The 12,315-nt window shown below is 61.2% G+C and carries 16 protein-coding genes; 5 read left to right on the top strand and 11 right to left on the bottom strand.

All coding sequences use genetic code 11. From position 1 onward, the window contains the following. Positions 1-43 precede the first annotated feature (43 nt). Both NVV93_RS11560 and NVV93_RS11555 read right to left on the bottom strand, forming a co-directional pair. Positions 44-271 (bottom strand): DUF3203 family protein, encoded by a 228-nt coding sequence (locus NVV93_RS11560; RefSeq protein WP_258250797.1) that lies wholly within the window; start codon positions 269-271, stop codon positions 44-46. Between the two features lie 45 nt (positions 272-316). Further along, entirely contained in the window at positions 317-484 is a 168-nt protein-coding gene (locus NVV93_RS11555) for a DUF2897 family protein (RefSeq protein ID WP_258250796.1), read from the bottom strand. 275 nt (positions 485-759) lie between these two features. Between NVV93_RS11555 and pyrF the strand changes: the two genes are divergently transcribed. Beyond that, complete coding sequence (pyrF, locus tag NVV93_RS11550) at positions 760-1,458, top strand: orotidine-5'-phosphate decarboxylase (RefSeq protein ID WP_258250795.1); 699 nt, start codon at positions 760-762, stop codon at positions 1,456-1,458. A gap of 261 nt (positions 1,459-1,719) precedes the next feature. On the opposite strand, the gene NVV93_RS11545 is transcribed toward pyrF, so the two are convergent. Continuing rightward, positions 1,720-2,724 carry an NADP-dependent oxidoreductase gene (locus NVV93_RS11545; RefSeq protein WP_258250794.1) on the bottom strand — a complete coding sequence of 335 codons (1,005 nt, stop codon included), beginning with the start codon at positions 2,722-2,724 and terminating at the stop codon, positions 1,720-1,722. Between the two features lie 222 nt (positions 2,725-2,946). Here NVV93_RS11545 and NVV93_RS11540 point away from each other — a divergent pair, with 222 nt between their 5' ends. Together NVV93_RS11540 and NVV93_RS11535 are read left to right on the top strand one after the other, a co-directional pair. Continuing rightward, positions 2,947-3,708, top strand: coding sequence for an SDR family oxidoreductase (locus NVV93_RS11540; protein WP_258250793.1), 762 nt, complete (start codon positions 2,947-2,949; stop codon positions 3,706-3,708). A 137-nt stretch (positions 3,709-3,845) separates the two neighbouring features. Beyond that, positions 3,846-4,748, top strand: coding sequence for a bile acid:sodium symporter family protein (locus NVV93_RS11535; RefSeq protein ID WP_258250792.1), 903 nt, complete (start codon positions 3,846-3,848; stop codon positions 4,746-4,748). Between the two features lie 64 nt (positions 4,749-4,812). Here NVV93_RS11535 and NVV93_RS11530 read toward each other — a convergent pair whose 3' ends face one another. The 3 genes from NVV93_RS11530 to NVV93_RS11520 all read right to left on the bottom strand — a co-directional run bounded on the left by NVV93_RS11530 (position 4,813) and on the right by NVV93_RS11520 (position 7,267). Continuing rightward, positions 4,813-6,003, bottom strand: a complete 1,191-nt coding sequence (locus NVV93_RS11530) for a benzoate/H(+) symporter BenE family transporter (protein WP_258250791.1) — start codon at positions 6,001-6,003, stop codon at positions 4,813-4,815. Between the two features lie 63 nt (positions 6,004-6,066). After that, positions 6,067-6,675 (bottom strand): LysE family translocator, encoded by a 609-nt coding sequence (locus NVV93_RS11525; protein WP_258250790.1) that lies wholly within the window; start codon positions 6,673-6,675, stop codon positions 6,067-6,069. Positions 6,676-6,799: 124 nt separating this feature from the next. Next, positions 6,800-7,267, bottom strand: coding sequence for a MarR family winged helix-turn-helix transcriptional regulator (locus NVV93_RS11520; RefSeq protein WP_258254346.1), 468 nt, complete (start codon positions 7,265-7,267; stop codon positions 6,800-6,802). An 82-nt stretch (positions 7,268-7,349) separates the two neighbouring features. On the opposite strand from NVV93_RS11520, the gene NVV93_RS11515 reads away from it, so the two are divergent. Then, positions 7,350-8,516, top strand: a complete 1,167-nt coding sequence (locus NVV93_RS11515) for a PLP-dependent aminotransferase family protein (protein WP_258250789.1) — start codon at positions 7,350-7,352, stop codon at positions 8,514-8,516. A gap of 13 nt (positions 8,517-8,529) precedes the next feature. After that, the gene (locus NVV93_RS11510) at positions 8,530-9,132 is read left to right on the top strand and encodes a glutathione S-transferase family protein (RefSeq protein WP_258250788.1); all 603 of its coding nucleotides are present in this window, start codon (positions 8,530-8,532) and stop codon (positions 9,130-9,132) included. A 72-nt stretch (positions 9,133-9,204) separates the two neighbouring features. Here the strand turns inward: NVV93_RS11510 and NVV93_RS11505 are convergent, their stop codons facing one another. From NVV93_RS11505 to NVV93_RS11485, 5 genes are all read right to left on the bottom strand, one after another. Beyond that, entirely contained in the window at positions 9,205-9,468 is a 264-nt protein-coding gene (locus NVV93_RS11505; RefSeq protein ID WP_258250787.1) for a DUF2798 domain-containing protein, read from the bottom strand. Between the two features lie 443 nt (positions 9,469-9,911). Beyond that, positions 9,912-10,457, bottom strand: coding sequence for a GTP cyclohydrolase I FolE (folE, locus tag NVV93_RS11500; protein WP_258250786.1), 546 nt, complete (start codon positions 10,455-10,457; stop codon positions 9,912-9,914). A 131-nt stretch (positions 10,458-10,588) separates the two neighbouring features. Beyond that, positions 10,589-11,146: a Smr/MutS family protein gene (locus NVV93_RS11495; protein WP_258250785.1), complete on the bottom strand. Its 558-nt coding sequence runs from the start codon at positions 11,144-11,146 to the stop codon at positions 10,589-10,591. 51 nt (positions 11,147-11,197) lie between these two features. Further along, the gene (locus NVV93_RS11490) at positions 11,198-11,518 is read right to left on the bottom strand and encodes a hypothetical protein (protein WP_258250784.1); all 321 of its coding nucleotides are present in this window, start codon (positions 11,516-11,518) and stop codon (positions 11,198-11,200) included. A 96-nt stretch (positions 11,519-11,614) separates the two neighbouring features. Beyond that, entirely contained in the window at positions 11,615-12,208 is a 594-nt protein-coding gene (locus NVV93_RS11485; RefSeq protein ID WP_258250783.1) for a cysteine hydrolase family protein, read from the bottom strand. Between the last annotated feature and the right edge of the window lie 107 nt (positions 12,209-12,315).

Raw genomic sequence — 12,315 nt, 5'->3', positions numbered from 1 at the left:
GGCACTTCGGTGCCCCTTGTTTTGCCTGGGGAATGGGGCCCGGCTAGGGGGTATTGACCCAGAGCATCTTGCGGTCATCCTTGGCCCCGGCGCCGATCAAGCACCGCGCTTCGTCTTCGGTGATATGTACCAACTGGCCGGCAACGTCCATTTGCGACATGCGTGCCTCTGGATCGGTGAGGATCACCAGGCCGGCAATCGGCCGCTCGTAAACTACGCCGTCGAGGGTAATGGTGCATGAGGCATTTTCGACATCGATCAATAACGCCATATCGGTCATCCTTGGATGAGCGAGTCGTTTGCGAAGGAGCAGGGCTTACCGGTCTTGGGCGTCTTTGGCGTCCTGCTCAAGATTGCGCTGATGAATGCGTTTGAGCTGCTCCTCGGTCAGCGGCAACTTTTTGGCCGTATCGCGCAGCATCAATAAGCCACCGACGATAGAGCCGATGGCGAGTATCAGGATCAGCCATGCATACCAAGGCATAAAAGTATCTCCGAGCAGTGAACAATGAGTCGCAGCTGGTATGAGTTTCGAACACACCGCGCTACAGGCGTTCCTTCAATAACTGGCTACGGTACTCGGCATGGGGATACATGTCAGGCAGCGACTTATCGCAGCAGCGTCGAAGTACCGTTGGTTGTAGTTTAGGTGCGGCCGGCTAGAATGGTCTGGTGCGACCAGTTCGACCGAACGGCAAGCCAAGCCAAGTGGCATTCCGCTACAATGCGCGCCGATTTCGACTGCCTGAGAGCCCGCCCATGTCCGCTTGCCAGACTCCGATCATCGTCGCCCTCGACTTCCCGACCCGTGACGCCGCGCTGGCCGTCGCCGATCGGCTGGATCCCGCCTTGTGTCGGGTCAAGGTCGGCAAGGAGCTGTTCACCCGCTGCGGTCCCGCGATTGTCGAAAGCCTGGCCGGCAAGGGCTTCGAGGTATTCCTTGACCTGAAATTTCATGACATCCCCAATACCACCGCGATGGCCGTCAAGGCCGCCGCCGAGATGGGCGTGTGGATGGTCAATGTGCATTGCTCTGGCGGTCTGCGCATGATGGCCGCGTGCCGCGAGACGTTGGATCAGTTGAGCGGCCCGAAACCGCTGCTGATCGGCGTGACCGTGCTGACCAGCATGGAGCGCGACGATCTCGCCGGCATCGGCCTGGATGTCGAGCCGCAGGAGCAGGTATTGCGCCTCGCCGCGCTGGCCGAGCAGGCCGGCATGGATGGCTTGGTGTGCTCCGCGCAGGAAGCTCTGGCGCTCAAGGCTACACATCCGGGGCTGCAACTGGTCACCCCCGGTATTCGCCCGGCAGGTAGTGGGCTGGACGATCAGCGGCGCATCCTCACGCCGCGCCAGGCGCTGGAGGCCGGCTCGGATTACTTGGTGATCGGCCGGCCGATCGCCCAAGCCAGCGATCCGGCACAAGCCCTGGCGGCAGTGGTTGCCGAATTGGCATAACGAAATCGGCCCCGTTCAGGGGCCGAATTGTTTGTAGGCGGATGAACTGCTGTGGCTCCCCTCTCCCATGTATGGGAGAGGGGCTGGGGGAGAGGGGGCAGGCAGGAAGGTCATTATGTCGACTGTCTACCCCTCTCCCTAGCCCTCTCCCCAGAGGGGCGAGGGGATAAATGCAAAAGCCTTCTAGCTTCGCTCAGACCTTCAGCACCAGTCTGTAGCCCGGATGCAATCCGGGAAGGCCCGAGTATCCTCAAGCCTTTCTCAAACCTTCAGCACCAGCTTGCCGAAGTTCTCGCCGCTGAATAGCTTGAGCAGAGTCTCCGGGAACGTCTGCAGACCTTCGACGACATCTTCTTTGCTCTTCAGTTTGCCCGCGGCCATCCAGCCGCCCATCTCTTTGGCGGCATCGGCAAACTGATTGGCGTAATCCATCACCACGAAGCCTTCCATGCGCGCGCGGTTGACCAGCAGCGATAGATAGTTAGCCGGCCCTTTCACCGCTTCCTTATTGTTGTATTGGCTGATCGCGCCGCAGATCACTACCCGCGCCTTGGGCGCCAGGCGAGTCAGCACTGCGTCGAGGATGTCGCCGCCGACGTTATCGAAGTACACGTCGACGCCTTTCGGGCATTCGCGCTTGAGGCCGGCGTGGACGTCTTCGTTCTTGTAGTCGATGGCGCCATCGAAGCCGAGTTCGTCGATCAGGAACTGGCTCTTTTCCTTGCCGCCCGCGATGCCGACCACGCGGCAGCCTTTGAGCTTGGCGATCTGCCCGGCAATGCTGCCGACTGCGCCAGCCGCACCGGAAATCACCACGGTGTCACCGGCTTTTGGCGCACCGACGTCGAGCAGAGCGAAGTAGGCGGTCATCCCGGTCATGCCCAAAGCAGACAGATACAGCGGCAGCGGCGCGCGTTTCGGGTCGACCTTATAGAAACCTTTTGGCGCCCCGACAAAGTAGTCCTGAACACCCAGCGCCCCGTTGACGTGATCGCCCACGGCAAACTCCGGATTCTGCGAGGCGATGACCTCACCGACCCCCAGCGCGCGCATGACTTCGCCCAGACCGACTGGCGGAATATAGGACTTGGCGTCGTTCATCCAGCCGCGCATGGCCGGATCGAGGGACAGATACAGGTTCTTCACCACAATCTCGCCAGGGCCAGGTTCACCCAGCGGAGTCTCGACATAGTTGAAAGTCTCACGGCTAGGCACGCCGACGGGGCGCTGCGCGAGCAGGAATTGGCGATTGAGTTGGGCGGACATGGCAAGTCACTCATTGGCGGGAGAGTGTTGTGTGATAGTCCGCCGTGACGGTTCCGGCAAGTTTTAGTTGGCCGGCGGATGCCAAGTTATCCACGTTGTTGATTGGTGGCGTAATCAGCCTGATGGATGAACCGACCGCGCGCGTCCTGATAGTGATGCCTGTATCGCGGCCGGCTATTTATGCTGGCTAAGGTTCATTTATTAGCGCAGAGGACTAACACGATGAGCATGACCTTTTCCGGCCAGGTCGCCCTGGTCACCGGTGCGGCGGCAGGCATTGGCCGCGCGACCGCCCAGGCTTTTGCGGCAGCAGGCCTGAAGGTGGTGGCCGCCGACCTCGACACTCAGGCCGGTGAAACCACCGTGGCATTGATCCGCGCTGCGGGCGGCGAGGCCACCTTCGTGCGCTGCGACGTCACCAAGGACGCCGAGGTCAAGGCGCTGATGGAGCAGGTGATCGCCACTTACGCTCGTCTGGATTACGCGTTCAACAACGCTGGCATCGAGATCGAGAAGGGCAAAGTGGCGGAGGGCGACGAAGCGGTGTTTGACGCGATCATGAGCGTCAACGTCAAAGGCGTATGGCTGTGCATGAAGCACCAGTTGCCGCTGATGCTGGCCCAGGGCGGCGGCGCAATCGTCAACACCGGCTCGGTCGCGAGCCTGGGTGCGGCGCCGAAGATGAGCATTTACGCGGCCTCCAAGCATGCGGTGCTCGGCCTGACCAAGTCGGCGGCGATTGAGTATGCGAAGAGCAACATCCGCGTGAACGCCGTGTGCCCCGGTGTGATCGATACCGACATGTTCCGCCGAGCGCACGAGGCCGATCCGAAGAAAGCCGCGTTCGCCAGCGCCATGCACCCGGTCGGGCGCATCGGCAAGGTCGAGGAAATTGCCGCCGCGGTGCTGTATTTGTGTAGCGATGGCGCGAGCTTCACCACTGGCCAGGCGTTGGCGGTGGATGGCGGGTTCACCGCCGCCTAGGCATCGTAATAAGGGCGCCCGCAAGGCGCCTTTTTGCATTCTGTTACAAGCTCCACGGATTCTGGCGCGCCAAGACACTACCGCAGGCTTGAGCGGTTGCGCAGAATCCAGGCAAGTCCACCCAGAGAACAATAACAATGACTGAAAGCCTGCTGAGTACCGTATTTCTCCCCCTGGCACTTGGCATCATCATGCTCGGCCTGGGGTTATCGCTAACCCTCGCGGACTTCGCCCGCGTGGTCAAATTCCCCAAGCCAGTGTTGATTGGCCTCGGTTGCCAGATTCTCCTGCTGCCGCTGGCGTGCTTCTTCATCGCCAAGGGCTTTCATCTGGAAGCCGCGCTGGCCGTGGGCATGATGCTGTTGGCGGCCTCGCCGGGTGGCACCACGGCGAATCTCTACAGTCATCTGGCGCATGGTGATGTGGCGCTGAATATCACTCTGACAGCCGTCAATTCGGTGGTGGCGATCCTCACCATGCCGTTGATCGTCAACCTGTCGATGGCTTATTTCATGTCCGCCGACCAGGCTATTCCGTTGCAATTTGCCAAGGTCGTCCAGGTGTTCGCAGTCGTCCTCGGGCCGGTAGCGATTGGGATGTGGGTGCGCGCCCAGTTCCCGGCGTTCGCCGCGCGCATGCAGAAACCGGTAAAGATTATTTCCGCGCTGTTCCTGGCGATCATCATCCTCTTGGCGGTGGTCAAGGATTGGGCAACCTTCATCGAGTACGCCCCGGTAGTCGGCTTGGCGGCGCTGTGTTTCAACCTGGTGAGTCTGGCTGTGGGTTATTGCGTACCGCGCCTGCTCAAGCTGTCGCAACGCCAGGCGGTCGCCATCGGCATGGAAATCGGTATCCATAACGGCACCCTGGCCATCGCCTTGGCGCTCAGCCCAATGCTGCTGAACAACTCGACCATGGCTATTCCGGCGGCGATCTACAGCATCATCATGTTCTTCACCGCCGGTGCTTTCGGCTGGTGGGTGAACCGTGTGCATGGTCGTGAGCTGGCCGCCGAAGCCGAGGTGGCGGCCAGTAACTGAGGCGGAGCTGGACCTTGGTGCCTGTTCACGATCTTGCGACGCGCAGCAGATCGTGAACCGGCTCTTAGCGTTTGCCCCAATTGAGTACCGCTAAGGTCAACATCCCCGCGACAATTCCCCAGAACGCCGAGCCCACGCCAAACAGCGTCATCCCCGACGCGGTCACCAGGAAGGTGATCAACGCTGCCTCGCGCTCCTTGGGCTCGCTCATGGCCTGAGTCAGGCCGCCGATGATCGAAGCGAACAACGCCAAGGCGGCGATCGACAGGATCAGCGCCTTGGGCAGCGCGGCGAACAACGCCGCGAGGGTCGCGCCAAAAATCCCGGCGATGCCATAGAACACTCCACACCAGACCGCCGCGGTATAGCGTTTGCGCGGATCTTCATGGGCTTCTGGCCCAGCGCAGATGGCGGCGCTGATGGCAGCCATATGAATGCCGTGGGAGCCGAACGGCGCCAGCACAATCGACACCAAACCGGTGGTGGTCAGTAACGGCGAAGCCGGCACGTCGTAGCCGTTGGCGCGCAGTACGGCCATGCCCGGCAGATTCTGCGAGGCCATGGCGACGACGAACAACGGGATACCGATGCTGATCGCTGCCGCAATGGAAAAGCTCGGCGCGGTCCACTCCGGCGTGGCCAGCTGCAGTTCGAATGCATGGAAATCGAGCAGACCGAGAATGCCCGCCAGCAGACAGCCAACCAGCAGCGCGGCGAGCACCGCATAGCGCGGCAGCAGGCGCTTACCGAACAGATAGGCAAGCAGCATGGCGACCACCAGCAGGGTTTGTTGTTCGGCGGCCACGCAGATTTCCAGGCCGATCTTGAACAACACACCAGCCAGCAGCGCTGCGGCGATGGAGCCGGGAATGCGCCGCATGATGCGGTCGAAACTGCCGGTCAGTCCGCACAGCACGATTAAGCCCGAACAGAGGATATAGGCGCCGATCGCCTCGCTGTATGGCACGCCGGGCAGGCTGCTGATCAGCAGCGCCGCGCCAGGCGTCGACCAGGCGATCATCACTGGCGCGCGATAGCGCAGCGACAGGCCGATGCAGCAGATCGCCATGCCGATCGATAGTGCCCAGATCCACGAGGATATCTGTCCATTGGACAGGCCGGCGGCTTGGCCCGCCTGAAACATCAGCACCAGCGAGCTGGTGTAGCCGGTGAGCATAGCGATAAAGCCGGCGACTATCGCCGACGGCGAGCTGTCGGCCAGCGGGCGTAGGCGCGCTTGGGTGACCTCGGTCATGGTGCTTCCTTGAAAAACGCGAAACGTAGCCCGGATGCAATCCGGGGGCTCGATCCAAATTGTTCAGCTCAGCGGCAAGTCCGCCAGGATCGGGTAGAGCGAGGCCACCAGTAGCAAGGCCATGCTGACATTGAACAGGCGCAGTACGCGTGGGTTCTCCAGCCAGCGGCGCAGCAAGCTGCCAGCCATCGTCCACAAGCTGACACTGGGGCAATTGACCAGCGCGAAGAGCCCGGCGATCAGCAGCACGTTAAGGAAGAAGTTCTCTTGCGGGGTATAGGTGGTGATCGCGCCGATAGCCATCACCCATGCCTTGGGATTGACCCACTGGAACGCCGCCGCTTGCAGAAAACTAAAGGGTTTGCCGGCGGCTTGACCGCTATCCGGTGCGCCGGAACGGGCAATCTTCCAGGCCAGATACAACAGGTAGGCCGCGCCCAAGTAGCGTAGCGCGCTGTACAGCGCTGGAAAGCTGACAAACAACTGGCCCAAGCCCAGGCCAACGGCAATCACCAGCAGCATGAAGCCCAGGCTGATGCCAAGCATGTGTGGCACGCTGCGGCGCACTCCGAAGTTCACTCCGGAGGCGAGCAGCATCATGTTGTTGGGTCCGGGCGTTACCGAGGTGACAAAGGCGAAGAGGACGAAGGCGAGTAGCAGTTCGGGGCTCATGGGCGGGTACTCGGAAAACAGGAGTCCAGCCTATGCGCGACGGCGCAGGGCGTCGCGGTACAGCGGTCGGCGCAAATGCCGATACAGTTTTCGCACTTTGAAGCTTACGAGCGAAGTGTGTTGTTCAGTCTTGCCCTACGCCGCTGCCCGCGTCCGCTTGACGGCTTCTGCCCAGTGTCTGATTGACCGCCAGCCAGCCGCTGGCCGCCGCCTCGCCGGTTTCGGCAAACACCCGTTGCAGCAACTTGGTTTGTTCGTGGCGCAGCGCCGTTTCTAGTTTGGCGCCTTCGCTGGTCAGGCCGAGTCGGCGTTTACGCTTGTCATCCTCGGCGGTGACGCTTTCCACCAGGTGCATTTCCATCAATTGGCGCAGCGGTGGGTTCAGGGCTTGCTTGCTGACGCCGAGGACTTCCAGCAGTTCTTTCATGCTCAAACCCGGGTTGCGGGCGATGAAGAACAGGATGCGATGGTGCACGCGGCTCAGACCGCGCCGCGCGAGCATCTCGTCGGGTTTGGCGGTAAATGCCTGATAGCCGAAGAAGAAGGCTTCCAGGGCAAGTTGCTGAGCGGTCGGATTTTTCAGGTCAATCATATTGACGTATCTGTCGGTGGCGTCGTAGTTTCGGTCAATCAGTTTGACCCATTTTCTCCTGCCTTCGCTACCGGTGACCTGCATGGCCTTCTCCGAACGTATTGCCCGCCTGAAAAGCTCCCTGATCCGTGAAATTCTCGCTGCGGCGCAACGTCCGGAAGTGATGTCGTTCGCCGGCGGTTTGCCGGCCGAGCCAATGTTGCCGAAAGTCCAATGGGCGGACATGCCAGCGAGCATGGGCCAATACGGCATGAGCGAAGGCGAGCCGGAACTGCGCGAAGCGATCGCCGCCGAAGCGCGTGCCTTGGGGATTGTCTGCGACGCCAGCCAGGTGCTGATCGTCAGCGGCTCGCAGCAGACTCTCGACCTGGCCAGCAAATTGTTCATCGATCCGGGCACCGAAGTGCTGCTCGAGGCGCCGACCTATCTGGCCGCGCTGCAAGCGTTCCAGCTGTTCGGCGCCGATTGCATCACTGTCCCGCAAGAGGCCGACGGCCCCGAGCTGGTTGCCCTGCGCCAGCGCCTGGAGCAGCACAAACCGGCCTTCGCCTACCTGATCCCGACTTTCCAGAACCCGTCTGGCGTGCGCTACAGCGAGGCCAAGCGCGAAGCCGTGGCGGCCTTGCTCGACGAGTTCGGCGTCACCCTGATCGAGGACGAACCGTACCGCGAGCTGGTGTTCGATGAAGGCCGCGCCGCGCCCATCGTCAGCCGCCTGAAGAAGGCCAGCTGGGTGTACACCGGTACGGTCTCCAAGACATTGCTGCCGGGCCTGCGCGTGGGCTTTTTGATTGCCACTCCGGACCTGTTCCCGCATTTCCTGCGCCTTAAGCAGTCCGCCGACCTGCACACCAACCGCATTGGCCAGTGGCAGGCGCTGCAGTGGCTGGGCAGCCAGCAATATCGCGATCACCTGGCCGAACTGCGCGACTTCTATCGCAAGCGTCGCGACGCCATGCAGGTGGCGCTGGAAGAGCATTTCGCCGAACTGGCGGACTGGAACATTCCGCAGGGCGGACTGTTCTTCTGGCTGACCCTCAAGCAGCCACTGGATACCCGCACGCTGCTGAATCCGGCGTTGGAGCAGAACGTTGCGTTCATGCCGGGCGAGCCGTTCTTTACTCACCCGGAGCAGAACCCGGGTTATCTGCGGTTGAATTTCAGCCACGTGGCGCCGGAGCGCCTCGGCGAAGGGCTGCGGCGTCTGGCCAGCGTTATCCGTCAGGCCCAGGCCGCCGAGGCGGCTTAACAAGGAGGCAGTAATGTTCAAGGTGTACGGCGATTACAAGTCCGGCAACTGCTACAAGGTCAAGCTGATGCTGCACCTGCTCGGCAAGGAGTCGAAGTGGGTGCCGGTGGATATCCAGAAAGGCGAGACGCAGACTGCGGAGTTTCTTGCGATGAACCCCAACGGCAAGATTCCGGTGCTGCAACTGGAAGACGGCAGCTGTGTGTGGGAGTCGAATGCCATCCTCAACTTCCTCGCCGATGGCAGCGAGTTCCTGCCGACCGAGCCGCGCCTGCGCACCCAGGTGTTGCAGTGGCAGTTCTTCGAGCAGTACAGCCATGAGCCCTATGTCGCGGTGGCGCGCTTCATCCAGCTCTACGAGGGCCTGCCGGAAGCGCGCCGCGACGAGTATGAGAACTGCCACAAAGGTGGTTACAAGGCCCTGCGGGTGATGGAGCAGCAGCTCAAAGCCACGCCCTACTTGGTCGGTGACAGCTACACCATCGCCGACATCGCGCTGTACGCCTATACCCACGTGGCGGATGAAGGCGGCTTTGACCTTAGCGGCTATCCAGCGATCCAGGCCTGGCTTGCGCGGGTGGCCAGCCATCCGCAGCATGTGGCAATGCTTGGTTGAGTCCTCGTCAAAAAAACCGGCCGCTGGCCGGTTTTTTCTGCACGCAATAAGCGGCCGTCCCAGGCTGGAGAGTTAAACGGCAGTGCTTTGGTCGACCTCGGCCGCAGCAGGAGCACGGCGGCTTACCAGTCGGCACGCCATCATGAACGCCAAAGGCGACACTACCAGGGAAAGGCAGAAGGCTACGGGCCAGGCAATAACGAAAGAACTGATCCAAGCATCCGCCATTGCGGCGGTTAAACCTAGATGAAGCGTGGCGAAGAATCCGGTCATCAGGAAGGCCATCATCCCGGAGATGAAGACCTGGGCAGTGATCACGACTTTCTTACTGTGCATGCAAGGGTTCCTTTAAGAACGGGGAGAGCATGGACGGCAAAATGGCCACCCACAGCATCGCCCCCAATTTGATTAGGGTGATGCCGGGGATTCTGAAGACAGACTAATTCTCGTAGGACAACGAGGGCCGGAATAACCACACCGACCGATCATTTTTCGGCGCCGGGATAGTAGGTACCGCTCTGCCGTGGGTCAAGCCTCGCTTCGCCCGTGGAAGGGCTGGGTAGATGATGCTCGCCCCCACTCAATACAGAAGCCCTGCGGGCTAACCAGCTTGTAGTCTGCTCCTGGCGCCGGTCGTCTCTTCGGCACTGGTCAAGCCGGATGCGAACGGTGGTCAGCATCTATGCAATTGGCTGGTCTGTGGCCATGCAATTGGGCGGTCAAGTGCGAAGCGCCCATAAAAAACCGGCCATGAAGGCCGGTTTTGTTTGCAGCGCCGATCAGTTGATCAGGCTGAGGAACTCGCTACGGGTGGCGGCACTCTCGCGGAATTCGCCAAGCATCACCGAAGTGACCATCGACGAGTTCTGCTTCTCTACCCCGCGCATCATCATGCACATGTGCTGCGCCTCGATGACCACCGCCACGCCTACGGCGCCGGTGATCTGCTGGATGGCCTCGGCGATCTGGCGGCTGAGGTTTTCCTGGATCTGCAGGCGCCGAGCGTACATATCGACGATCCGCGCCACTTTCGACAGGCCGAGCACTTTGCCGTTGGGAATGTAGGCCACGTGGGCTTTGCCGATGAAGGGCAGCAGGTGGTGTTCGCACAGCGAATACAGCTCGATGTTCTTCACTAGGACCATTTCGCTGTTGTCGGAGCTGAACAGGGCGCCGTTGGTTACTTCTTCCAGCGTTTGCTCGTAGCCACGGCAAAGGTACTGCATGGCTTTGGCCGCGCGCTTGGGGGTATCGCGCAGGCCTTCGCGGGTGACGTCTTCACCGAGCTGTTCGAGAATCGCGGTGTAGTGCTGTTCCAGGGACATGATCTTCCTGTGGGGCTTAGCTTATGGGGCACAAGAGCGCAGGGTAGGGCGCGACTGCCAGGCTGGCAAGGGCGGAGAGCGCCGCAACGGTGAGCATTTTCGGCCGGTTTGCGGCTTTCATCAGTAGTGGATTACTCGTCCCGGCCGTCCATCATAGTGCGTTTGAGCATCACGTAGATGGCTCCGGTGCCGCCGTGCTTGGCCAGGCACGAGGTGAAGCCGAGCACTTGCGGATGCTGACGCAACCAGGTGTTGACGTGGCTTTTCAGCATCGGGCTACGGCCATCCTTGCGTTGCGCTTTGCCATGGGTGATGCGCACGCAACGCACCTCCAGTTTGCTGGCTTCGGCGAAGAACTCCCACAGCGTATCGCGGGCTTTTTCTACCGTCATGCCGTGCAGGTCGAGGCTGCCTTCAAAGCTGATCTGGCCCTGTTTGAGCTTACGCATCTGGCCTTCCTGCACACCGTCGCGCGACCAGTGCAGTTCATCTTCGGGGCCGACATCGATGACAAATTGATCGGACAGGCCATCGACCTTGACGCTATCGGTGCGGATAGTCGCCGCTTGGCGCAGGGTGCTGAGGTGGGTGCGGTCGGACTTCGGTTTGCCGACGTCGGCGCGATCGTGGGAGATCGGCTTGACGCCGCGAAGCTGGTCGCGAAACAGGGAAAAGTCGTCGTCTTGCATGTAAGGCCTCCGCGAAGGCCCACTAGTTTAACCGCTCACGAGCGATGAGCGTCAGTCACGCTTTTTCATCAGATGTGGCGAGATGTTTAAATCATTGCCGCGGCGCAGACGCCGCCGGCATTTGCGCCACCCCAGGATGCCGATCCACAGCAGCAGCAATCCGCTAATCAACAGCGCGATGGCCGCGCCGGGCGTGGCATTCAGCGAACCCAATGCTGGTGGACGACCCAGCAGGGTGGCGGCTCCAGCCATGGCGAGCAGTACTCCGAGGCAGGCAAACAGTGCAGCCAATGCCGTACCGAAACGCCAGCGCCACACGCTCGGGCCGCGCTCGCGCAGGCGGCGGGCGTTGAAACCACCGGATAGTTTCATTCCGACTTCCTCAAAGGTTATCGGGGGTATGACCCACCCTCGTTGGTGAGGTTCAAGAAGCGGGCGCGATTAGACCTGCAGGCCGCCGAAAAGTGCTCATATCAGTGCTGACGCGTGAGGAACCAGGGCCGCGAAATTGTCCGCCAGAGCGGCCATCTCTGCACGATGCAGATCGGCAGCGCTGATTACCCCATCACCCAGCGGTAGGTCGCGGGTCGCGCAGGCGGCATTCACCAGCGTGCAGCGGTAGCCGTAATCCTTACAGGCACGCACGGTGCTGCTCACGCTGGAGTGGGTCATGAAACCACAGATGATCAGGTCAAGACGCCCGATGGTCTGCAGACGGTCGTGCAGCTCGGTCCCGGAGAAGGCATTGGGTAGGCGCTTTTCAACGATCAGCTCGCCCGGATGGGGTGCCAGTTCCGGCAAAAAACGCCCGCGTGGGCCTTGCGGATCGAGGAAGCCGCCCGGAACGCCCAAGTGCTTGACGTGAATAACGGGAGTGCCAGCAGCGCGTGCGGCACTCAGCAAGCTGGTGATCTCGGCGATAGCGGCGTCCAGTCCGGACAATGGAAGCATGCCGCTGCGGTACTCCTCCTGCGCATCGATGACGATCAGGCAACTGTGCTGCAGGCTGGCGGGGGCGTAACTGCGACCGGACAGCTGAAGAAGAGTTTGGGGCTGAGACATGAGAACTCCTGGCGGACGCGCAATAGGCCCATTGTCACTCCCTACGCCGACGCTGTGAACCACTGCATCACTTCATCGGTAATTCTCTGCGCGCTCGCAGAGTTCTC

Origin of the sequence: Pseudomonas sp. LS44 (assembly GCF_024730785.1) — a bacterium.
GTDB lineage: Bacteria > Pseudomonadota > Gammaproteobacteria > Pseudomonadales > Pseudomonadaceae > Aquipseudomonas.
This window is presented reverse-complemented; position numbering and strand designations above follow the sequence as displayed.

Excerpts from the sequence above, each read along its gene's own strand:
- NVV93_RS11560 (WP_258250797.1), bottom strand. The coding sequence starts at position 271 with ATGGCGTTATTGATCGATGTCGAAAATGCCTCATGCACCATTACCCTC.
- NVV93_RS11555 (WP_258250796.1), bottom strand. The coding sequence starts at position 484 with ATGCCTTGGTATGCATGGCTGATCCTGATACTCGCCATCGGCTCTATC.
- pyrF (WP_258250795.1), top strand. The coding sequence starts at position 760 with ATGTCCGCTTGCCAGACTCCGATCATCGTCGCCCTCGACTTCCCGACC.
- NVV93_RS11545 (WP_258250794.1), bottom strand. The coding sequence starts at position 2,724 with ATGTCCGCCCAACTCAATCGCCAATTCCTGCTCGCGCAGCGCCCCGTC.
- NVV93_RS11540 (WP_258250793.1), top strand. The coding sequence starts at position 2,947 with ATGAGCATGACCTTTTCCGGCCAGGTCGCCCTGGTCACCGGTGCGGCG.
- NVV93_RS11535 (WP_258250792.1), top strand. The coding sequence starts at position 3,846 with ATGACTGAAAGCCTGCTGAGTACCGTATTTCTCCCCCTGGCACTTGGC.
- NVV93_RS11530 (WP_258250791.1), bottom strand. The coding sequence starts at position 6,003 with ATGACCGAGGTCACCCAAGCGCGCCTACGCCCGCTGGCCGACAGCTCG.
- NVV93_RS11525 (WP_258250790.1), bottom strand. The coding sequence starts at position 6,675 with ATGAGCCCCGAACTGCTACTCGCCTTCGTCCTCTTCGCCTTTGTCACC.
- NVV93_RS11520 (WP_258254346.1), bottom strand. The coding sequence starts at position 7,267 with ATGATTGACCTGAAAAATCCGACCGCTCAGCAACTTGCCCTGGAAGCC.
- NVV93_RS11515 (WP_258250789.1), top strand. The coding sequence starts at position 7,350 with ATGGCCTTCTCCGAACGTATTGCCCGCCTGAAAAGCTCCCTGATCCGT.
- NVV93_RS11510 (WP_258250788.1), top strand. The coding sequence starts at position 8,530 with ATGTTCAAGGTGTACGGCGATTACAAGTCCGGCAACTGCTACAAGGTC.
- NVV93_RS11505 (WP_258250787.1), bottom strand. The coding sequence starts at position 9,468 with ATGCACAGTAAGAAAGTCGTGATCACTGCCCAGGTCTTCATCTCCGGG.
- folE (WP_258250786.1), bottom strand. The coding sequence starts at position 10,457 with ATGTCCCTGGAACAGCACTACACCGCGATTCTCGAACAGCTCGGTGAA.
- NVV93_RS11495 (WP_258250785.1), bottom strand. The coding sequence starts at position 11,146 with ATGCAAGACGACGACTTTTCCCTGTTTCGCGACCAGCTTCGCGGCGTC.
- NVV93_RS11490 (WP_258250784.1), bottom strand. The coding sequence starts at position 11,518 with ATGAAACTATCCGGTGGTTTCAACGCCCGCCGCCTGCGCGAGCGCGGC.
- NVV93_RS11485 (WP_258250783.1), bottom strand. The coding sequence starts at position 12,208 with ATGTCTCAGCCCCAAACTCTTCTTCAGCTGTCCGGTCGCAGTTACGCC.